This is a genomic window from Azohydromonas sp. (genome assembly GCF_035325925.1).
GTDB lineage: Bacteria > Pseudomonadota > Gammaproteobacteria > Burkholderiales > Burkholderiaceae_C > Calidifontimicrobium.
The window spans coordinates 1-19,050 of sequence record NZ_DAOKZA010000056.1; the positions used below are offsets into that span (position 1 = coordinate 1).

A 19,050-nucleotide genomic window follows, 5' to 3' on the forward strand; every position below is an offset into this window, starting at 1 on the left:
GCTTCCACAGTAAATTCATGAAGCACGGTGACGCAAAGTCATTGACACGTTCCGGTCGGCGACAAAAGAAGCACTCGAAGCCGCCCAAGAAAGCCTGCTGGAGTCGCGAACGAGATACCGTGACCTGAGGTGCTGAACGCTGCGGCCTGAACGCTCGCCCGATACGGCGCACCGCGCGGCTCGCCTCGAACGACGGTGACCACCACGCCGCCGTTCGTCGCGCCGGCCCGGCTTTCATCGCGCCGCGCTCGCGGCCGCGCCGCCGCTGACCTACAGTGCGGCAGCACCCGAACCCGACCACGAGGCCAGCGCATGTCCGGCGGAAACTGGAAAGAACTGTTCAACGCGGGCTGCGAGGGCGACCTCGCGCTCGTCGAGTACCACGTGAAGTGCGGCGTCGACGTGAACTACGCGCACCCGGAGTTCCTGTCCACCCCGCTGGTGGGCGCCATCCTGGCCGGGCAGGAAGCGGTGGCGCTGTACCTGCTCGAGCACGGCGCGCTGGCCGACCTGCCGTCGGAATTCGACGGCCTGACGCCGGTGCAGGCGGCGCGGCAGGCCGGGCTGGCGCGGGTGGAAGACCGCCTGGTCGAGCTGGGCGCCGAGCGCCCGGCGGCGCCGACCGCCCATCGGCGCGGCTGGTTCGGCCGGTGGCTGCCGCGCAGCGGCGCGAGCGCGGCTGCCGGTACCTCCGCGCGACCGCTGCGCAGGGGCCCGTGAGCATGGCGAAGTTCTACGCCGGCGTCGCGCTGGCCGTCGTGCTGCTGCTCGCCGGCGTGCTGTTCGTCGCCGACCCGTTCTCGGCCGGCCCGTTCGTGACCGACTACTTCGCCGCCGGCGACTTCGCGCTGGGCGTGTTCGCCGCGGGGCACTTCGCGGCGGGGGTGTTCGCCGCCGGCACCTTCGCCGTCGGGGTGTTCTCGGCGGGCATCTTCTCGGTGGGCCTGTTTTCCATCGGGCCGTTCGCCTTCGGCCTGTACGCGCTGGGGTTCTTCGTGGTCGCGAAGCACAGGAAGACGCTGTCCGGCAAGCCCTAGTGCGCGCCGCGCGCAGGGCTGGCGCGCAGGGGGCCGGCGCGCACAGAATGCGCGCTCCCGTCCCCCACCGCCGACCGGAGGCAGCCATGTTCGACCACGACACCTGCTGCACCCTCGTGCCGTACTTCGAGGTGCAACCCGACCAGCTCGCCGCGTTCCAGGCGCTCGGCCCCCGCTTCGTCGAACGCACGCGCTCCGAGCCCGGGTGCCGCCACTACGCGTTTTCGTACTCGGGGCATACCGCGCACTGCCGCGAGGGCTACGACGACGCCGACGCCGTGCTGGCGCACCTGAAGAATGTCGGCGACCTGCTGGGCGAGGCGCTGAAGATCGCCAGGATCGTGCGCCTGGAAGTGCACGCGCCGGCGGCCGAGCTCGACAAGCTGCGCGCGCCGATGGCGTCGCTGAACCCGCAGTTCTTCGAGCTGGCCGAAGGCGGCATCCGCCGCGCCGGCCAGGGCTGACGCCGCCGCGCCCGCGCACGGCGTCGTAGCATCGGCGCTTCGTGCAGCCGCAGGGAGCCGTCGATGCCGTGGGTCAGGGTGTTCGTGGGGGTCGTCGCCGCGGTGTCGGCCGCCGGCGCGCTGGCCGTCGACGCGCGCGAGCGCAGCTTCATCCGCAAGGGCATGCCCGAGGGCGAGGTGGTGTTTCGCATCGGCAAGCCCGACCACGAGGCCTTCGTCAGCAACGTCAAGGGCCGGCCCGAGGTGAAGACCTGGACGTACTTCCCGCACCACCGCGACGCGCAGACGCTGACCATCATCACGCTGCGCTCGGGCGTGGTGTGGGACATCGAACGCAAGATCGCGCGCTGACGGTGCGATGACGGCGCGATGACGGCGCGATGAGGGCGCGCTGACGGCGCGCGGCCGCGCCGCGGCGCTCAGTCGCCGAACGGGGTGATGCGGTACTCGACCACCGCGTCGCTGGCCTCGAGCCGCTGCGACAGGCGCGCGGCGCTGGTGCGGTCGCTGGTGCGCAGCACCATGCCGTGGCGGCGCACGCGGTCCTGCGCGTCGTAGCGGTAGCTGAAGTGCGCGATGCTGAAGCCGTGGCCTTCCAGCAGCGTGCGCAGCGCCGCCTCGGTGATGTCGGAGCCGCGCGCGAAGCGCACCTCGAAGTGGTAGTAGGCCTGCGTCGGCATCAGCGCCTCGATCCAGCGGAACACCGACAGCATCACGATCGTCAGCACCACCGACACCACCAGCGGGAAGTAGAAGCCCACGCCGGCCAGGATGCCGATCGCCGCGGTGATCCAGATCGACGCCGCCGTGGTCAGCCCGCGCACCGACAGCCCCTCCTTGACGATCACGCCGGCGCCGAGGAAGCCGATGCCGGTCATGATGCCCTGGGCCATGCGCGTGGGGTCGAGCCGCACCAGGTCGGCGGTGGCGCGCACCCAGTGCGACTCGTACACCGTCACCAGCATCAGCAGGCTCGACGCGGTGCACACGATGGCGTGCGTGCGGAACCCCGCCGGCCGCCCGTGGTACGAGCGTTCGTAGCCGATCAGCGCGCCGGCCACCAGCGCGGCGAGCAGCCGCGCCAGCATCTCCAGGTCGTCGGCGGAGGGGGTCAGCGCATCGAGCATCGGGGTCGGGCGTCGGGCAGGGGCCGTGCGGGTTCTTGGCCCGCGCCGCGGCCGCTGCGATCATCGCGGCCGAGTATCTGACAACGGGGGCGCGCGTGACCGACCTGTCTTCGCTGCAAGCGCTGCTCGAACCGCTGTTGCCCGGGCTGATGGGCGTGCAGCTGGTCGAGGCGGCGCCCGACCGCGTGGTGGCGCGCATGCCGGTGCGCGCCGACCTGTGCACCGTCGGCGGCATCCTGCACGGCGGCGCGGTCATGGCCTTCGCCGACACGCTGGGCGCGGTGGGCACGGTGCTCAACCTGGACGCGGGGCAGTCGACCACCACCACCGACTCGAGCACCAAGTTCATCCGCGGCGCGAAGGCCGGCACCACGGTGCGCGGCGAGTGCACCGCGCTGCACCGCGGCCGCTCGACGATGGTCTGGCAGACCGCCGTCACCGACGCCGACGGCCGGCTGTGCGCGGTGGTCACGCAGACGCAGCTGGTGCTCGACGCGCGCGGCTGAACGCCGGCGGCGCCGTTCAGCGCCGCGCGAACTCGGGGATGCTGAAGCGCCTGCGGTACGCGCCCGGCGCCATGCCGGTGGTGCGCTTGAACAGGCGCCGGAAGAAGGCCGCGTCCTCGTAGCCGACGCGCCAGCTGACCTCGTCGACCGGCGCGTCGGTGCGCTCGAGCCGGCGCTTGGCGTCTTCCACGCGCAGCCGCTGCACGTAGTCGATGGGCGTCAGGCCGGTGGCCGCGGTGAAACGCCGCTTGAAGGTGCGTTCGGCCAGCTTGGAGCGCCGGATCATCGCCTCCACCGGGTTGGCCACCGAGAAGTGCTCGGCCAGCCAGCGCTGCGCCGCGGCGATCTCGGCGTCGCCGTGGTCGGTGCGGCCTTCGAAGGTGATGTAGGGCGCGAGCCCGTCCTGGTGCCACTGCAGCGCGTAGCGCCGCGCCACCTCCTGCGCCTCGGTGGCGCCGACGAAGCGGGCGATCAGGTACAGCGCCAGGTCGTGCCAGGTGTTCGACGCGCCCGAGCTGACCAGTTCCTCGCGCGCGCCCGAGACCACCAGCACGCGTTGCGGGTGGATGCGCACCGACGGGTGCGCGGCCGCGAACTCGCGCGCGTAGCCGAAGTGCACGGTGGCGTCCTTGCCGTCGTACAGCCCCGTCTCGGCGAGCAGGAAGATGCCCGAGCAGGCCGAGCACAGCAGCGCGCCGCGTTCGTGCATGCGTCGCAGCCAGCGCACCAGGCCGGGGTAGCGGCCGGTGGCCCAGCCGGCGCCGGTGACGAACACCGACGGCACGATGACGATGTCGCACGACTCGACGTCGTCGACGGCGCGCTGCACCGGGAACGGCACGCCGCTGGCCAGCGCCAGCGGGCCGGCGGCCTCGCCGACGACCTCGACGCGGAACGCCGGCGGCGCGCCGGCGCGGTCGCCCGCGCCGGGCAGGCCGCCCGGGCGGCCGGGCGCGCGCAGCACGTCGAACAGCCCGGCCAGCGTCGACACCGCCGCCTCGGGCAGCGCCAGCAACGCCACGTGCAGGGGGGATGCGCTCATGCCGATTCCTTGCGCGGTGCAGTCTAGCGGGCCTGCATCGTTCGCCGCCGTGGCACGAACGGACCGATTGCGGGCGATTCCGGCTCTGCCCTTCGCGGGCGCGTGCGACGACGATTCCCCCGTCATCCACACACCCCACCGGAGCCCCCACGATGGACACCCCCGTCAGCGAAACCTCCAGGCTCGACGCCTTCGTCGCCCACGCCGTCGGCGACCTCACCGCCGGCTACGTCGGCGTGATGGTCAGCATCGGCAGCAAGCTCGGCCTGTACAAGGCGCTGGCCGGCGCCGGCCCGCTGAGCGCGAAGGAGCTCGCGCGGCGCGCCGGCTGCGCCGAGCGCTACGTGCGCGAGTGGCTCAACGCGCAGGCCGCCGGCGGCTACGTCGGCTACCACGCCGCGAGCGACACCTACGAGCTCGCGCCCGAACAGGCCGCGGTGCTGGCCGACGAGGACAGCCCCTTCTACCTGCCGCCCGCGTGGGAGATGCCGGCGGCCATGTGGGCCGACGAGCCGAAGGCGCTCGAGGCGTTTCGCACCGGGCGCGGCGTGGCCTGGGGCGAGCACGACCCGCGCATGGCCTGCGGCGTGGCCGCGTTCTACCGCAACGGCTACAAGGCCAGCCTGGTGCCGCAGTGGCTGCCGGCGCTCGACGGCGTGGTGGCGCAGCTCGAGGCCGGCATCGCGGTGGCCGACATCGGCTGCGGCCACGGCCACTCGACGCTGCTGATGGCGCAGGCGTTCCCGAACTCGCGCTTGCACGGCTTCGACACGCACGCGGCGTCGATCGCCGCGGCGCGCGAGCTCGCGCGCGAAGCCGGCGTCGCCGACCGCGTGACGTTCGAGGTCGCGAACGCGCGCGACTACCCCGACCACGGCTACGGCCTGGTGTGCTTCTTCGACACGCTGCACGACCTCGGCGACCCGGTGGCCGCGGCGCGCCACGCCGCCGAGGTGCTCGCGCCCGGCGGCACGGTAATGCTGGTCGAGCCGTTCGCGCACGACCGCGTCGAGGACAACCTGAACCCGGTCGGGCGGCTGTACTACGGCGGCTCGACGCTGATCTGCTGCGCGCACGCGATCTCCGAGGGCGGCAAGCTCGTGCTCGGCGCGCAGGCCGGGCCGAAGCGGCTCGCCGAGGTGTTCCGCAAGGCCGGCTTCACGCACTTCCGGCGCGCCGCCGAGACGCCGTTCAACCTGATCTTCGAAGTGCGCCGCTAGCGCCCGCGACCGCGCCCGCGCCGGCCGCGGTTCGACCCGCGTCGCGGCCGGCGACTGCGTGCCCGTCCTGCCGGCGGCGCGCCCGACGCGCCCGCGCGCCGGGCCGCGCTCGCCCGCGGGTTGCCGTCGTCACCCCCGGACCCGATCCGTCCCTCCCCGAAGGAGCTTCACCATGTCCACGTTCATCCGCTTCCACCGCAGCGCGCTGGCTGCCGCCGCCGTCGCCGCCCTCGCCGCCATCGCCTCGCCGTCGCAGGCCGCGTCCCCGGCCGCATCCTCGGCGGCCGCCTGGTGCGCCGACCGCTGCGACCAGGTCGTCATCGACTGGAACCTGCAGACGCACCAGGTCATCAAGGCCGCCGAGGGCTACGCCAACCCGATGGCCGCGTCGCGCGTGCTGGCGATGGTGCACCTGGCGATGCACGACGCGGTCAACGCCGCGCAACCGCGCTACCACGCGCACACCTACCGGCCCGCCGTCGGCGCCGCGCCGCGCGGCAGCGTCGACGCCGCCGTCGCGGCCGCGGTGGCGGCCCACGACGTGCTCGTCGCGCTGTACCCGAAGCAGGCGGGCCTCGTGCGGCCGGCGCTCCACGCGACGCTGCTCGACGCCGGCCCCGGCGCGGCGGTCGAGCAGGGCAGGCAGGTCGGCGCCGCGGCGGCGGCGGCGATGCTGGCGGCACGCAGCGACGACGGCAGCCGGGCCGACGAGGCCTACACCCCGGGCACGCGCCCCGGCGACTGGCAGTTCACGCCGGGGTTCGACTTCATCGCCGCGCCGCACTGGCGCGCGGTCAAGCCGTTCACGCTGCGCGCCCCCGAGCAGTTCCGCGTCGCCGCACCGCCGGCGCTGACGAGCGCGGCCTACGCCGCCGCCTTCGACGAGGTGAAGTCCACCGGCAGCCGGGCCGCCGACGCGCGGCGCAGCGCCGAACAGACGCAGTACGCCGCCTACTGGTACGAGTTCTCGGACATCGGCTGGAACCGCATCGCGCGTGTCGTGGCGCGCGACCGGCCGCAGGACCTGTGGCAGCGCGCGCGCACCTTCGCGCTGCTCAACGCGGTGATGGCCGACGCCTACATCGCCGGCTGGGACAGCAAGATGCACTACGATTTCTGGCGCCCCGTCACCGCGATCCGGCAGGCCGATCGCGACGGCAACGCGGCGACGCTGGCCGACGCGGCCTGGGCGCCGCTGCTGCCCACGCCGCCGATCCAGGACCACCCGTCGACGCACAGCGCGCTGGGGGCCGCGGCGGCCGTGGTGCTGGCCGGCACGTTCGGCAGCGACCGCGTGCGCTTCACGATGGCCTCGCCGACCGCGGCGCCCGCCACGCCGGCACGCACGTTCACCAGCTTCTCCGCCGCGGCCGCCGAGAACGCCGATTCGCGCGTGCGCGCCGGACTGCACTTCCGCTTCGCGACCACGGCGGGACTGCGGCTGGGCGAGCAGATCGGCCAGCAGGCGCTGGCCCGGCAGCTCGCGCCCCGGCGATGAACGACGCCGCAGGAGCCGGGGCCGTGGACGGGTCGCGCCGGCGTCGCGCCGACGCCACCGGCATCGCCGCGCTGGCGGCGCTGACCGGTGCGTCGTGCCTCGTGCTGCAGTGCTTTGCCGGTGGCCGCGGCGTGATCGCGCTCGCGGTGTTCGAGGCCACGCTGGCGGCGGGCTTCCTCGCGCCGTGGCTGCGCGACCCGACGCGCCGCCTCGCGCTGCTTCGGCACGCCGGCTGGCTCGTCGGGCTGTCGCTGCTGAGCGCCACGCTGCCGTTCGTGCCGTCGGCGTTCGCCGCGTCGCGCGACGACCCGGCGCTGCGCGCCGTCGCGCAGGCCAGCCTGCCGCTGGCGGTGACCTTCGTCGGCGCGGTGTGGCTCGGCGCACGCGCCGGCGGCGTGGCGTTCGCCGGCTTCGTCGTCGGCGTGGGCGGCGCGGCGCTGCTGGCCTGGGACTGGCTCTCGAGCGGGCCGGCGCCGCACGCGGTCGGCGCCGCGCTCGGCGCCGCGGGCGGCGTGGCGGCGGTCGTGTGGCGGGCGCCGGCCGAGTTCGCGCTGGTGGCCGCGTCGATCGCGGCGCTGTGCAGCGTGGCGGGCACGCCGGCGCACCGGCGGCCGCGCTCGGGCGCCGAGCCGGTCGTGCTCGCCGTCGCCGCGCAGGGTGGCGCGGCGCTCACGCTGCTGCTGCCGGCGCTGCGGCTGTGGCGCGGCGCCGGCGTCGACGGCATCGACTGGAGCGGCGTGGCGCTGCTCGGCATCGTCGGCGCGGGCGTCGGCCGCGCGCTGTACCTGTGCATCGATCGGCGCGGGGGGTGGCCCGCGGCGCGACGCGCGCGAGCCGCGGCGCCCGGGCTGCAGCCCTGATCGAACGGCGCCGGCCGGGTCGAACGGTTGTAGGCTTGCACCGGTCGTCGCCAACGCCGAACCCTGCCATGCCGATGAAGCCGATCCCGTCGCTCGCCGTGAGCCTGCTGCTCGTCGCCTGCGCCACGCCGCCCGCCGACCGCCACGTGCCGATCGACGAGGCGCGGTCCAGGCTGCCGCACAGCTCGCCCGAATGCCTGGCCGCGAACCTGCCGGCGGCCGAGCCGTTCCCGGCCAGCGCGATCCCCGACGCGGCGATGGCCCGGCGGCAAAGCGGCTGGGTGGCGGTGCGCTACGACGTGGTCGACGGCGTGGCGCGCAACGTGGCGGTGGCCGCCAGCAGCCCCACCGGGCTGTACGACGCGGCGGCGCTGCAGCACGCGGCACGCTACCGTGCCCCGGCCCGCGGCACGGTGCGCGGCTGCGTGATGGTCATCGACGTGCGGTTCTGAGGGCGGGCCGTGTCGCCAGCAGCGCCGTCATGACACCCGGTGTGGCCTTTCCCGCCGACGGCGGCTGCGACTGCCGTGCCGTGCGCTACCGCATGCACACCGCGCCGCTGGTGGTGCACTGCTGCCACTGCCGCTGGTGCCAGCGCGAGACCGGCTCGGCGTTCGCGCTGAACGCGATGATCGAGTCCGACCGCGTGACGCACCTCGGCATCGAGCCGGAGATCGTCGACACGCCGTCCGAAAGCGGGCTCGGCCAGCGCATCGCGCGCTGCCTGCGCTGCAGGGTGGCGGTGTGGAGCCACTACGCCGGCGCCGGGCCGCTGACGCGCTTCGTTCGCGTGGGCACGCTCGACGACCCCGACCGGCTGCCGCCCGACGTGCACATCTTCACCGCGTCGAAGCAGCCTTGGGTGGTGCTGCCGCCGGGCGCGCGCGCCTTCGACGCGTACTACGACCGCGACGAGGTGTGGTCGCCGGCCAGCCTCGAGCGCCGCCGCGCGCTGCTGCCGCGCATCGAGGCCTACCGGGCCGCACTGGCGAGGAGAACCGATGGAGATGCCTGAGAACCCGTCATTGCGCCGCGCGCCGGCGCTGTCGCGCACCGCGTTCGCGGCGTTGCTGGCCATCGCGGCCGTGTCTGCCGGCTGCGGCGGCGGCGACGGTCCGGTGTGCACCGCCGAGGCGCGCGCGTCGGTGCTGCTCACCGCGGTCGACGGCGGCGGTGCGCCGCTGGCGGGCTACGACGTCGACTTCAGCGTCGACGGCGGCGCGGTGCAGCGCGTGCGCTGCGAGACCGCCGCGCCCTGCGCGATCGCCTACGAGGTGGCCGGCCGCTTCGTGCTGAACGCGACCAAGCCGGGCCACCTGCCGGCGTCGGCCAGCGTCGTCGTCGGCGCCGACGAGTGCCACGTGCAGACGGTGCCGGTGCAGCTGACGTTGCGCGCGGCGGGCGGCTGAACCGGCGCGCCGCGCGTCGAGGCCGGGCTGGGCACGCTGCGGCTCGGCGTCGAGGAACGCGCGTTCTGGCAGGCGTCTCGGCCGTGGCTCGGGGGGCCGGGGCTGCGCCGCCGATCGGCCGCGCACTGACTTCGGTCAAGACCATGGTGCGGTGTCACCCGTAGCCTCACGGGTTCGCCCCCGTCAGGCCACGCCATGGAATTCCCTTCGATCGACCCCGCCATCGCCGCGCTGCTCCAGCGCAGCGGGCTGGCGCCGCTGCGCCTGCGCGGGCGCACGCTGCTGCCCATCGTGCAGGGCGGCATGGGCGTGGGCGTGTCGGCGCACCGGCTGGCCGGCAGCGTGGCCGCGCTCGGCGGCGTCGGCACGATCAGCTCGGTCGACCTGCGCCGCCACCACCCCGACCTGATGGAGCGCACCCGCGCGCTCGAGGGCCGCGGCGTCGACACCGCGGCGTCGAAGGCGGCGATCGACGCGGCCAACCTCGAGGCGCTGGGGCGCGAGGTGTCGGCGGCGCGCCAGCGCGCCAGCGGGCTGGGGCTGCTGGCGATGAACGTGATGCGCGCCGTCGGCGAGTACGCGGCGCAGGTCAGGGCCTCGCTCGAGGCGGGCATCGACGCGGTGGTCGTCGGCGCCGGGCTGCCGCTGGACCTGCCCGACCTCGCCGCCGACCACCCCGACACGGCGCTGGTGCCGATCCTGTCGGACTCGCGGGGCGTGGCGCTGGTGGTCAAGAAGTGGGAGCGCAAGAAGCGCCTGCCCGACGCGATCGTCATCGAACACCCGCGGCTGGCCGGCGGCCACCTGGGTGCGGCGAAGATCGCCGACGTCGACGACCCGCGCTTCGACTTCGAGCGCGTGCTGCCCGAGGTGCGCGAATTCCTGCACAAGGCCGGCATCGAGCGCGAGATCCCGCTGATCGCCGCCGGTGGCGTGCGCCGCTTCGAGGACATCGCGCGGCTGCAGTCGCTGGGCGCGGCGGCGGTGCAGCTGGGCACGCCGTTCGCGGTGACCACCGAAGGCGACGCGCACCCCGAGTTCAAGCGCGTGCTCGCGCAGGCGCGCGACGAGGACATGGTCGAGTTCACCAGCGTGGCCGGGCTGCCGGCGCGCGCGGTGCTCACGCCGTGGCTCAAGGGCTACCTGAAGCTCGAGCCCAAGCTGCAGACGGTGGCGCGGGTGCGCGAGCGCTGCACCAAGGCCTTCGACTGCCTGACGCAGTGCGGGCTGCGCGACGGGCTGGTCGGCTGGGGCCAGTTCTGCATCGACCACCACCTGGCCGCCGCGATGCGCGGCGACACCGCCAAGGGGCTGTTCTTCCGCGGCGTCGGCGCGCTGCCGTTCGGCGACCAGATCCGCAGCGTGCGCGAGCTGGTCGAGCGCCTGCTCAGCCCCGCGCCGGCCGCGCAGCCGGCCTGAGCCCGACCGGCGGGCGCAAGCCGCGGTGGCACACTGCGGCGGTGCGTCGCAGCGCCGGAGAACCACCATGATGAAAGCCCACCACGACCGCATCGCCATCGTCACCGGCGCGGGCAGCGGCATCGGCGCGGCCAGCGCCGCGGCGCTGATCGCCGACGGCTGGCGCGTGGTCTACGCCGGGCGGCGGCTGGCGGCGCTGCAGGCGGCGATCGCCGCGGCCGGCGATCCCTGGGACGACATCGCCGAGCGCGCGCTGGCGGTGCCCACCGACGTCACGCAGCCCGACTCGGTGGCGGCACTGTTCGACGCCGCGGTGCGGCGCTTCGGCCGCGTCGACCTTCTGTTCAACAACGCCGGCGTGTTCACCGCCGGCGCCAGCCCCGACAAACTGCCGGTCGAGCAGTGGCGCGCCGCGGTGGACACCAACCTCACCGGCGCGTTCCTGTGCACGCAGCAGGCGTTCCGCGTGATGAAGGCGCAGGACCCGCGCGGCGGGCGCATCATCAACAACGGGTCGATCTCGGCGCACGCGCCGCGGCCGGGCTCGGTGGCCTACACCGCGACGAAACACGCGATCACCGGGCTGACGCGCGCCTGCGCGCTCGACGGCCGCGCCTGGGACATCGCCGTGGGGCAGATCGACATCGGCAACGCCGCCACCGAGATGACCGCCGCGATGACCGCCGGCGTGCGCCAGGCCGACGGCTCGCTGCGCCCCGAGCCGGTGATGGACCTGCAGCACGCCGCCGACGCGGTGGTGCACATGGCGCGCCTGCCGCCGGACGCCAACGTGCTGTTCATGACCATCATGGCCACGAAGATGCCCTTCGTGGGCAGGGGCTGAGCGCCGCGAAGGGCCCGAGCTCTGCGAGGGCCAGGGGGGCGTAGCCCAGCGCCGCGGCTCCAGGCCTGGACGGCGCGAAGGCCGACCTTCGTCCTGAGACATCTGCGCTTCGCGTTGCAGGGAACGCGACGGCCGGATAAGGTCTAACCCGACCCCTGAACCCGGAGGACCCGATGAGCGAACTGACCGACGTGCAACGCGACAAGCTGGTGAACGACCTGCGCAGCGTCATCCACGACGCCGAGGAACTGCTGAAGATGAGCGCCGGCGACGCCAGCGCCGAGGCCACCGAACTGCGCGACCGCGTGCGCGTGCGCCTGCTGCAGGCCAAGGACAACCTGCACCGCCTGCAGGAGACCGCCATCGAGCGCGCGAAGGCCGCCGGCCACAAGGCCGACGACTACGTGCACGACCACCCGTGGCAGTCGATCGGCGTCGCCGCGGGCTTCGGCCTGCTGGTCGGCCTGCTGATCGGGCGGCGCTGACGCCGGCCCGGGCGCGCGTCGCGCCGCGCGCCCCGACCCGATCGCGACGATGAGCGACGGCGCCCCCCGCCCACCCGGCCTGTTCGCGTCGCTGCGCCGCGTGCTCGGCAGCGCCGCCGAGCTGGTCGAGGTGCGGCTCGAACTGCTGGCCACCGAGCTGCAGCAGGAAAAGCTGCGCGTGCTCGAGGCGCTGGCCTGGCTCGCCGTGGCGATGCTGGCCTTCGGCATCGCGATGGTGCTGCTGGCGGTGTTCGTCGTGCTGCTGTTCGACGAGCACCGACTCGCCGCGCTGGGCGCGGTGGTGCTCGTCTACCTGGGCGGCGCGGCGCTGGCCTGGCGCGCGGCGCGCGCGCGGCTGCGCGAAGGCGGCGGCCCGTTCGAGGCCAGCCTGGCCGAGCTGCGGCGCGACCGCGCGGCGCTGGCCGGCCGCGACCCCGGCGCGTCGGCCTGACCCCGGGCGGCGTCGTGGCCCTGTTCGAGCAGCGCCGGCGCGAACTGCAGCTGCGCCGCGAACTGCTGCGCCTGCGCAGCGCCGAGTTGCGGCTGTCGCTGCACCTGCACGCACGCGCGCTGGAAACGCCGCTGGCGATCGCCGACGAGGCGCGCGCCGGCGTGCGCTGGCTGCGCGAACACCCCGAGTGGCCGCTCGGTGCGCTGGCGACGCTGCTGCTGCTGCGCCCGCGGCGCGTGCTGCGCTGGGGCGGCCGGCTGTGGTGGGGCTGGCGCTTGTGGCACCGCGCGCAGCGGCTGCTGCGCGCGGTGGCCGTGCCGCGCTAGGGCGCGTCGCGCGGCCAGTCGAGGTTCGCGGCTCAGGTCGCCAGGCGCGCCTGGAGCCGGATCTCCGGCCCGGCAAGTGCCTTCGACACCGGGCAGCCCTGCTTGGCCGCCTCGGCGTGCGCGAGGAAGTCGGCCTCGCTGACGCCAGGCACCTCGGCGACGGTGTCGAGTTCGATCAGGTGGATCGTCGGGCCGTCGCCGAGGTGCACGGTGGCGGTGGTGCGCACGCTCTTCGGCGGCGTGCCGGCCTTGCTCAGCAGCGCCGACAGGAACATCGAGTAGCAGCCGGCGTGCGCGGCGCCGATCAGCTCCTCGGGGTTGGTGCCGGGCCCCGACTCGAAACGCGACGCGAACGTGTACGGCCCTTCGTAGGCGCCGCTGCCCAGGCGCATGCGCCCGGCGCCTTCCTTCAGCGAGCCGTTCCATTCGGCGGACGATTGGCGGGTGGTCATCGCGGTCTCCTCGGGTCGACGGAGCGCCGATGATGCCAAGGCGCGGGCGGCGTGTGCGATGCACCCGCCCGCGTCAAGGGGCATCGCGCGCCGGTTGCAGCGGCGCGCCGGCGGCCAGCGCCGCCAGGCAGCGAAGGCACAGGCAACCCTGCCAGCGCTCGTGCAGCGCGGCGAGCGTCGCCGCGTCGAGCGTCAGCGCGGTGCAGGCGCAGGGCGCGGCGTCGTGCGCGCCGCAGTGGAAGCCGCCGCCGCAGCGCGGGCAGGTGTCGGCCGGCGCGGCGGCGTCGCTCACGCCGGCTGGAACAGCCGCTGGTGCTGCTCGCGCAGCAGGTTCTTCTGCACCTTGCCCATCTGGTTGCGTGGCAGCTCGGGCACGACGAACACCTGCTTGGGCACCTTGTAGTTGGCGATGCGGCCCTTCATCGCGGCGACGATCGCCGCGCCGTCGAGCGCGGCGCCGGGTCGGGGCACGACGACGGCGATCACGCCCTCGCCGAAGTCGGGGTGCGGCACGCCGACCACCGCGCTCTCGGCGACGCCGGGCAGCTCGTTGATCAGCGCCTCGACCTCGGCGGGGTAGACGTTGTAGCCGCCGGTGATCACCAGGTCCTTGCTGCGCCCGACGATGGTCACGTAGCCGTCGGCGTCGAAGCGGCCGACGTCGCCGGTCTTGAACCACAGGTCGTCGGTGAACTCGTCGGCGGTCTTCTCGGGCATGCGCCAGTAGCCCTTGAACACGTTCGGGCCCTTGACCTGGATGCCGCCGACCTCGCCGCTGGGCACCGGCTGGCCCTTGTCGTCGCGCACGCGCAACTGCACGCCGGGCAGCGGCAGGCCTACCGTGCCGCCGCGGCGCGCCGACTCGGGGCGGTACGGGTTGGAGGTGAGCATCACCGTCTCGCTCATGCCGTAGCGCTCGAGGATGGTGTGGCCGGTGCGCTCGCGCCAGGCGTCGAAGGTCTCGATCAGCAGCGGCGCCGAGCCCGAGACGAACAACCGCATGTGCGCGCACTGCGCGCGCGTCAGCGCCGCCTCGCCGAGCATGCGCACGTACAGCGTGGGCACGCCCATGAACACGGTGGCCTCGGGCAGCCGCGCAACCACCGCCTTCGGATCGAAGCGGGCGAACCAGATCATCTTGCTGCCGTTGAGCAGCGCGCCGTGGATCGCGACGAACAGCCCGTGCACGTGGAAGATCGGCAGCGCGTGGATCAGCACGTCGCCGCCTTCTGCCGCGCTCCTCCAGCCCCAGCAGTCCTTGAGCACCAGCGCGTTGCTGCGCAGGTTCTCGTGCGTGAGCATCGCGCCCTTGCTGCGCCCGGTGGTGCCGCTGGTGTAGACGATCACCGCGAGGTCGTCGGGCTGCGCCACCGCGGGGCGGTGCACGTCGCCGTGCCACGCGGCGCGCTCGAGCAGGCTGCCGCTGCGGTCGTCGTCGAGCGTGTAGACATGCTGCACGCCGGCGGCGAACGCGATCGGGCCGACCCAGCCGAAGTTGCGCTTCGTGCACACGACCACCGCCGGCTCGGCGTTGCCGACGAAGTATTCGATCTCGCCGGCCTGGTAGGCGGTGTTCAGCGGCAGGTACACGTGGCCGGCGCGCAGCACCGCGAGGTACAGCATCAGCGCCTCGACGCTCTTGTCGACCTGCGCGGCGATGCGGCTGCCCGCGGGCAGGTCGAGCGAGTCGAGCAGGTTCGCGATCATCGCGGTGCCGCGCTCGAGGTCGCGCCAGGTGTAGTGCAGCGGCTCGGGCGTGTCGGCGGTCTCGACCGCGACCGCGTCGAGCTCGGCCGGGAAGGCCTCGCGCAGCGTGACGAACAGGTTGTGGTTCTTCATCGGGGGGCTCAGAACTTCGGTTCTCGCTTGTCGAGAAAGGCCGCGAGGCCTGCGCGGTGCTCGCGGCTGTCGGCATAGGCGAAGAAGCGCTCGCGCAGCTCGGCGTTCGTGCCGCCCTGCGCGACCTGGCGCAGCACCTGCTTGTTCAGCGCCAGCGCCTGCGGCGACAGCGCCGCCACGCGCCGCGCCAGCGCCTGCGCTTCCCGCAGCACCGCGTCGTCGTCGACCACGTGCTGCACCAGCGCGCGCTGCCGCGCCTCGTCGGCGTCGAGCAGCCGCGCCTCGAGCAGCAGCTCGCGCAGCAGCGGCACGCCGATGCGCTCGGCCAGCAGCTCGACCTCGCGCGGCGCCACCGGGAAGCCCAGCCGCGCCACCGGGATGCCGAAGCGCGCGCCGCGCCCGGCCACGCGCAGGTCGCAGCATGCCGCCACCTCGAGCCCGCCGCCGACGCAGGGGCCCTCGATCGCGGCGATCAGCGGCACGTCGACGTCGAGCATCGCGCGCAGCGCCGGCGCGACCAGGCTGTCGTGGTAGCCGCGCAGCGCCTCCTCGTCGAAGCGGAAACGCGGGAACTCCTCGATGTCGGCGCCGGCGACGAACGCGCCGCCGGCGCCGTGCACGATCACCGCGCGCGGCGCCGGCGACACCTCGGCGACGGCCGCGAACACGTCGCGCAGTTCGCCCCACATGGCCACGCTCAGCGCGTTGAGCTTGCCGGGGTGGTCGATCTCGACGCGCGCGACGCCCTGCGCGTCGGCGGCATGCAGGCGGACGTGCCCGGTCATCTCGGCTCGCGTCCTCAGTCGAGCTTCGCGCCCGACGACTTCACCACCTCGGCCCAGCGCTTGACCTCGGCGGCGACGAAGGCGCCGAACGCGTCGCCCCACAGGTTGGGCGTCTCGGTGCCCAGCTGCGCCCACTGCGCGCGCAGCTCGTCGGACTCGAGCGCCTTGCGCATCTCGGCCTGCATGCGCTCGACGGCGTCCTTCGGCGTGCCCTTGGGCGCCCACATGCCGTACCAGGTGGCGACCTTGTAGGTCGGCACGCCGGCCTCGGCGGCGGTGGGCAGGTCGGGGAAGCTGCCGGTGCGCTTGTCGGCGGCCACCGCGATGGCCTTGATGCGCCCGCCGCGGAGGTGCCCGGCCGACGAGCCGAGGCCGTCGAACATCATGTCGACCTGGCCGGCGATCAGGTCCTGCAGCGCCGGTCCGGCGCCGCGGTACGGAATGTGCGTGATGAAGGTGTTGGTCTGCAGCTTGAACAGCTCGCCGGCTAGGTGGTGCGAGGTGCCGTTGCCGGCCGACGCGTAGTTCAGCCGGCCGGGGTTGCGGCGGATGTGCTCGAGCAGCTGCGGCAGCGTGTTCGCGGCCACCTTCTGCGGGTTGACGACGATGACCTGCGGCACGCTGGACACCAGCCCGACCGGCACGAAGTCGCCGACGATGTCGTAGTCGAGCCTCGGGTACATGCTGGGCGCGATCGCGTGATGCACCGCGCCCATGAAGATGGTGTAGCCGTCGGGCGCGGCCTTGGCGGCGATCGACGCGCCGAGCGTGCCGCCGGCGCCGCCCTTGTTGTCGATGATGAACTGGCGCCCGGTGTTCTTCGTCATCGCCGCGGTCAGCGGGCGCGCGAACGCGTCGGTGCCGCCGCCGGCCGGGAACGGCACGACGATGGTCACCGGCTTGGTCGGCCAGCCCTGCGCCCACGCCGCGGGGGCGGCGAGGGCGAGCGCCGCGGCGGCGAGCAGCGGGCGGCGGGCGAAGACGGGGCGGGGGTCGGACATCGGGGATCTCCTGGTCGGGTCGGCGGGATTGTCGGGGACGGCGCGCACGCGGGCCTACGGCAGCGACGCGACGACGCTGGCGGTGGCGATGCGCCCGCGCGTGAAGCCCTCGTGGCGGGCCTCGACGCGGTCGAGGTCGTACAGGTAGTTGACCATCATCGCGCACGACTGCCTCAGGCCGCGGCGCGACAGGTCGGCCAGCGGGTTCAGCCGCTCGAGCCGCGCGCCGTTGTCGAGGTGGAAACGCGCCACCGGGTCGCCCTGCGGCGTGCGCGTGGCGTGCACCAGGTACACGGCCGCCAGCCGCGTCAGCGCCTGCGCCGCCGCGGGGGGCAGCGCGCGCAGCGCCGCCGCGGCGTGCAGGCGCGAGAAGTTGCCGTCGCAGGCGGCGGCCAGCGCGGCGTGCGCCTGCGCCGCGCGCTCGGCCACCGCGCCGGCGGCGCCCGGCAGCGCCGCGAACGCCGGCGGCTTGGCGAGCCAGGCGGCGAAGCCGGGCATCGGCGACAGCGTGCAGAACGTGCGCAGCTGCGGCAGCTCGCGCTGCAGCTCCACCGCGACGCGCTTGATCAGGAAGTTGCCCAGCGACACGCCGCGCAGCCCGGGCTCGCAGTTGCTGATCGAGTAGAACGCGGCGACCTTGAAGTGCGCCGGCTCGAGCGGCGCGGTGACCGACTTGTCGATCAGCGGCGCGATTGCCACCGGCATCTCGGGCAGCAGCGCGACCTCGACGAAGATCAGCGGCTCGTCGGGCAGCTGCGGGTGGAAGAACGCGAAGCAGCGGCGGTCGGGCAGCAGGCGGCGCCGCAGGTCGTCCCAGCCGTCGATCTCGTGCACCGCCTCGTGGCGGATGATCTGCTCGAGCAGCCGCGCCGGCGCGTTCCAGTCGACGCGGCGCATCTCGAGGAAGCCGGGGTTGAACCAGCTCGACAGCAGGTGCAGCAGGTCGTCCTCGACGGCGGCGAGCGACGCGTCCTTGGGCAGCCGCGCGAGCAGCGCGCGGCGCATGCGCACGATCGCCGCGGTGCCGCCCGGCGCGCGGTTGAGGCGGCGCAGCAGCTCCTGGCGCGGCGGCTCGGCGCTGCGCACCAGGCGCGCGAGCTGCGCCGGCCCGGGGTCGGCGGCGTAGGCCTGCGCGTCGGCGAGCACGGCCTGCGGGTCGGGGTTGTGGTCGCGTGCCAGGTGCGCGAAGAACGCCGCCTGTCGGGCGTCGTCGAGCGCCGACCAGCGCTGCACGATCTCGCCGGCCAGCGCGACGCTATCGCCCTGGCCGCGCTCGGACAGCAGGCGGCGGCAGTCGTCGCGCAGGCGGCGCAGCGCGTGGTCGTCGCGCAGGCGGCGCGCGGCGCTCTTAAGCTCGTCGAACATCGCAGGCGGGCGGGGCAGCGCGGCCACACGTGCCGCGCGGCGATTGTGTCGCCGCGCCGGCGCGGCGGGGCGCGCGGGCAAACACCGATGCGCGCAGCGTGGCGGCCCCCGGCGGGTACAGTCGCCGGCGTCGCCCCGCGACCTCCCGTCACGACGCGCATGGACCGCCTGCCACCCCTTCCCGCCGACGCCGACGGCGTGCTCGCACTGGCCGCGCGCAGCATGTTCGACGTGTTCGCACGCGAGACGATGGGCATGATGCTGGTCGACCGCACGCATCGCGTGGTGTGGATCAGCGAGGGCTACAAGCGCTTCCTGCCGGCGCTGGGATTCGACAGCGACGACGAGTTCGTCGGCAAGCGCGTCGAGGAGGTGGTGCCGAACACGCTGATGGCGCAGGTCATCGACAGCGGCCGGCCGATCCTGGTCGACCTGCTCAGCAACAAGGCCGGCACCTTCCTCGTCAGCCGGCTGCCGCTGCGCGACGAGCGCGGCGAGGTCATCGGCGCGCTCGGGCTGGTGCTGCTCGACCACCCCGAGTCGACGATGCAGCCGCTGATGACCAAGTTCGTGCGCCTGCAAGGCGAGCTCGACCAGGTGCGGCGCCAGCTCGCCGCGCAGCGGCGGCCGAAGTACACGATCGCCAGCTTCGTCGGCGCCAGCGCCGCGGCGCTCGAGGTCAAGCGCCAGGCGCGGCGCGTGGCCGCCACCGACAGCACCGTGCTGCTGCTCGGCGAGACCGGCACCGGCAAGGAACTGCTGGCGCAGGCGATCCACGCGGCCAGCGCGCGGGCGGCGCGCCCCTTCGTCGGCGTGAACATCGCCGCGGTGCCCGAGAACCTGCTCGAGGCCGAGTTCTTCGGCGTCGCCCCGGGCGCCTACACCGGCGCCGACCGCAAGGGGCGCGACGGCAAGTTCAA

At 74.3% G+C, this 19,050-nt stretch carries 25 protein-coding genes; 17 read left to right on the forward strand and 8 right to left on the reverse strand.

Annotated features, from left to right (window positions below; genetic code table 11):
- Positions 1-312: 312 nt before the first annotated feature.
- The 4 genes from PKC53_RS16300 (at position 313) to PKC53_RS16315 (ending at position 1,852) form a co-directional block, all read left to right on the forward strand.
- Positions 313-720: an ankyrin repeat domain-containing protein gene (locus PKC53_RS16300; protein ID WP_324430503.1), complete on the forward strand. Its 408-nt coding sequence runs from the start codon at positions 313-315 to the stop codon at positions 718-720.
- Positions 717-1,037, forward strand: coding sequence for a hypothetical protein (locus tag PKC53_RS16305; RefSeq protein WP_324430505.1), 321 nt, complete (start codon positions 717-719; stop codon positions 1,035-1,037). The genes PKC53_RS16300 and PKC53_RS16305 overlap by 4 nt, the downstream gene beginning before the upstream one ends.
- Before the next feature lie 86 nt (positions 1,038-1,123).
- Entirely contained in the window at positions 1,124-1,501 is a 378-nt protein-coding gene (locus PKC53_RS16310) for an antibiotic biosynthesis monooxygenase (RefSeq protein ID WP_324430507.1), read from the forward strand.
- Between the two features lie 63 nt (positions 1,502-1,564).
- Positions 1,565-1,852 carry a hypothetical protein gene (locus tag PKC53_RS16315; protein WP_324430509.1) on the forward strand — a complete coding sequence of 96 codons (288 nt, stop codon included), beginning with the start codon at positions 1,565-1,567 and terminating at the stop codon, positions 1,850-1,852.
- A gap of 68 nt (positions 1,853-1,920) precedes the next feature.
- On the opposite strand, the gene PKC53_RS16320 is transcribed toward PKC53_RS16315, so the two are convergent.
- Positions 1,921-2,628 (reverse strand): MgtC/SapB family protein, encoded by a 708-nt coding sequence (locus tag PKC53_RS16320; RefSeq protein WP_324430511.1) that lies wholly within the window; start codon positions 2,626-2,628, stop codon positions 1,921-1,923.
- 95 nt (positions 2,629-2,723) lie between these two features.
- Here PKC53_RS16320 and PKC53_RS16325 point away from each other — a divergent pair, with 95 nt between their 5' ends.
- On the forward strand, positions 2,724-3,134 hold the full coding sequence (locus tag PKC53_RS16325) for a PaaI family thioesterase (RefSeq protein WP_324430513.1): 411 nt from the start codon (positions 2,724-2,726) through the stop codon (positions 3,132-3,134).
- 16 nt (positions 3,135-3,150) lie between these two features.
- On the opposite strand, the gene PKC53_RS16330 is transcribed toward PKC53_RS16325, so the two are convergent.
- Positions 3,151-4,176 carry a helix-turn-helix domain-containing protein gene (locus tag PKC53_RS16330; RefSeq protein WP_324430515.1) on the reverse strand — a complete coding sequence of 342 codons (1,026 nt, stop codon included), beginning with the start codon at positions 4,174-4,176 and terminating at the stop codon, positions 3,151-3,153.
- 152 nt (positions 4,177-4,328) lie between these two features.
- Between PKC53_RS16330 and PKC53_RS16335 the strand changes: the two genes are divergently transcribed.
- The 11 genes from PKC53_RS16335 to PKC53_RS16385 all read left to right on the forward strand — a co-directional run bounded on the left by PKC53_RS16335 (position 4,329) and on the right by PKC53_RS16385 (position 12,688).
- Positions 4,329-5,396: a class I SAM-dependent methyltransferase gene (locus tag PKC53_RS16335; RefSeq protein ID WP_324430517.1), complete on the forward strand. Its 1,068-nt coding sequence runs from the start codon at positions 4,329-4,331 to the stop codon at positions 5,394-5,396.
- 172 nt (positions 5,397-5,568) lie between these two features.
- The gene (locus PKC53_RS16340; protein ID WP_324430520.1) at positions 5,569-6,894 is read left to right on the forward strand and encodes a phosphatase PAP2 family protein; all 1,326 of its coding nucleotides are present in this window, start codon (positions 5,569-5,571) and stop codon (positions 6,892-6,894) included.
- A 23-nt stretch (positions 6,895-6,917) separates the two neighbouring features.
- Positions 6,918-7,754: a hypothetical protein gene (locus PKC53_RS16345; RefSeq protein ID WP_324430522.1), complete on the forward strand. Its 837-nt coding sequence runs from the start codon at positions 6,918-6,920 to the stop codon at positions 7,752-7,754.
- 74 nt (positions 7,755-7,828) lie between these two features.
- Positions 7,829-8,206: a hypothetical protein gene (locus tag PKC53_RS16350; RefSeq protein ID WP_324430524.1), complete on the forward strand. Its 378-nt coding sequence runs from the start codon at positions 7,829-7,831 to the stop codon at positions 8,204-8,206.
- 29 nt (positions 8,207-8,235) lie between these two features.
- A complete protein-coding gene (locus PKC53_RS16355; RefSeq protein WP_324430526.1) occupies positions 8,236-8,769 on the forward strand; it encodes a GFA family protein in 534 nt (177 codons plus the stop codon).
- Complete coding sequence (locus PKC53_RS16360; RefSeq protein WP_324430528.1) at positions 8,756-9,163, forward strand: hypothetical protein; 408 nt, start codon at positions 8,756-8,758, stop codon at positions 9,161-9,163. Before PKC53_RS16355 ends, PKC53_RS16360 begins: the two co-directional genes overlap by 14 nt.
- A gap of 195 nt (positions 9,164-9,358) precedes the next feature.
- Positions 9,359-10,582 (forward strand): nitronate monooxygenase family protein, encoded by a 1,224-nt coding sequence (locus tag PKC53_RS16365; protein WP_324430530.1) that lies wholly within the window; start codon positions 9,359-9,361, stop codon positions 10,580-10,582.
- Between the two features lie 70 nt (positions 10,583-10,652).
- Positions 10,653-11,426: an SDR family oxidoreductase gene (locus tag PKC53_RS16370; protein ID WP_324430553.1), complete on the forward strand. Its 774-nt coding sequence runs from the start codon at positions 10,653-10,655 to the stop codon at positions 11,424-11,426.
- 173 nt (positions 11,427-11,599) lie between these two features.
- Entirely contained in the window at positions 11,600-11,911 is a 312-nt protein-coding gene (locus PKC53_RS16375) for a DUF883 family protein (RefSeq protein WP_324430532.1), read from the forward strand.
- A 49-nt stretch (positions 11,912-11,960) separates the two neighbouring features.
- The gene (locus PKC53_RS16380) at positions 11,961-12,362 is read left to right on the forward strand and encodes a phage holin family protein (RefSeq protein WP_324430534.1); all 402 of its coding nucleotides are present in this window, start codon (positions 11,961-11,963) and stop codon (positions 12,360-12,362) included.
- 14 nt (positions 12,363-12,376) lie between these two features.
- Positions 12,377-12,688, forward strand: coding sequence for a YqjK family protein (locus PKC53_RS16385; protein ID WP_324430536.1), 312 nt, complete (start codon positions 12,377-12,379; stop codon positions 12,686-12,688).
- A 32-nt stretch (positions 12,689-12,720) separates the two neighbouring features.
- Here PKC53_RS16385 and PKC53_RS16390 read toward each other — a convergent pair whose 3' ends face one another.
- The 6 genes from PKC53_RS16390 to PKC53_RS16415 all read right to left on the reverse strand — a co-directional run bounded on the left by PKC53_RS16390 (position 12,721) and on the right by PKC53_RS16415 (position 18,130).
- The gene (locus tag PKC53_RS16390) at positions 12,721-13,140 is read right to left on the reverse strand and encodes an OsmC family protein (protein ID WP_324430538.1); all 420 of its coding nucleotides are present in this window, start codon (positions 13,138-13,140) and stop codon (positions 12,721-12,723) included.
- A gap of 73 nt (positions 13,141-13,213) precedes the next feature.
- The gene (locus tag PKC53_RS16395) at positions 13,214-13,432 is read right to left on the reverse strand and encodes a cysteine-rich CWC family protein (RefSeq protein ID WP_324430540.1); all 219 of its coding nucleotides are present in this window, start codon (positions 13,430-13,432) and stop codon (positions 13,214-13,216) included.
- Positions 13,429-14,979 carry a malonyl-CoA synthase gene (locus tag PKC53_RS16400; protein ID WP_324430542.1) on the reverse strand — a complete coding sequence of 517 codons (1,551 nt, stop codon included), beginning with the start codon at positions 14,977-14,979 and terminating at the stop codon, positions 13,429-13,431. The genes PKC53_RS16395 and PKC53_RS16400 overlap by 4 nt, the downstream gene beginning before the upstream one ends.
- A gap of 8 nt (positions 14,980-14,987) precedes the next feature.
- Positions 14,988-15,764 (reverse strand): enoyl-CoA hydratase-related protein, encoded by a 777-nt coding sequence (locus tag PKC53_RS16405; protein WP_324430544.1) that lies wholly within the window; start codon positions 15,762-15,764, stop codon positions 14,988-14,990.
- Positions 15,765-15,778: 14 nt separating this feature from the next.
- Positions 15,779-16,765, reverse strand: coding sequence for a tripartite tricarboxylate transporter substrate binding protein (locus PKC53_RS16410; protein WP_324430546.1), 987 nt, complete (start codon positions 16,763-16,765; stop codon positions 15,779-15,781).
- A gap of 54 nt (positions 16,766-16,819) precedes the next feature.
- Positions 16,820-18,130, reverse strand: coding sequence for a malonyl-CoA decarboxylase family protein (locus PKC53_RS16415; protein ID WP_324430548.1), 1,311 nt, complete (start codon positions 18,128-18,130; stop codon positions 16,820-16,822).
- 159 nt (positions 18,131-18,289) lie between these two features.
- Here PKC53_RS16415 and PKC53_RS16420 point away from each other — a divergent pair.
- Positions 18,290-19,050 (forward strand): sigma 54-interacting transcriptional regulator (locus PKC53_RS16420; protein WP_324430550.1); only part of this gene is annotated, 761 nt, incomplete at its 3' end.